The organism is Pseudomonas sp. EA_65y_Pfl1_P113, assembly GCF_963970525.1.
GTDB lineage: Bacteria > Pseudomonadota > Gammaproteobacteria > Pseudomonadales > Pseudomonadaceae > Aquipseudomonas > Aquipseudomonas tritici.
Map to the genome: position 1 here is coordinate 1 of NZ_CAXAQM010000658.1, position 436 is coordinate 436.

Annotated in this window: 1 protein-coding gene; it reads right to left on the reverse strand. The window is 66.1% G+C overall.

Annotation, left to right across the window (positions count from 1 at the left end):
• Nucleotides 1–203 (reverse strand): hypothetical protein (locus AACY52_RS31590; protein ID WP_339561592.1); only part of this gene is annotated, 203 nt, incomplete at its 3' end.
• Nucleotides 204–436 lie beyond the last annotated feature (233 nt).

Sequence of the window (436 nt, forward strand, 5' to 3'; positions counted from 1 at the left end):
CTGGCGCGGGCGTGATCGGGATCGCGGCCGCCCCACAGTTGCGCTTGCAGCCAGGCGCGCGAGCGGTCGCCCGAGCGCGCCAGGGCAATCAGGGCGAGCAAGGCAATGCCCTTGCGGCTGGTGATCTGCAGGCGGGTGCCGTCAGGCGCGAACAGCCCAAACGCACCGAGCAACCGCAAGCGATGCGGTGTCCTGTTCTCCATGACCCTGTTCCCCGCGTCGCGCTTTCCGCCTCGCCCCCGCGACGGCTTTCACGTTTTTCGGACTCCAGTAAAACATCGTACGTAGGTCGCGTCTATCGGCAAGTGCGAAATGGGTCCGAAACGGTTTGGGGGCATGCCATGCTGAAGGTTCGCGCAATGCTCGTCGCGACGATCGCGCTGGCGCTTGGCGGCTGCGCCACGCGGGGCGCTCTCCATATCGATTGCCCGCAATT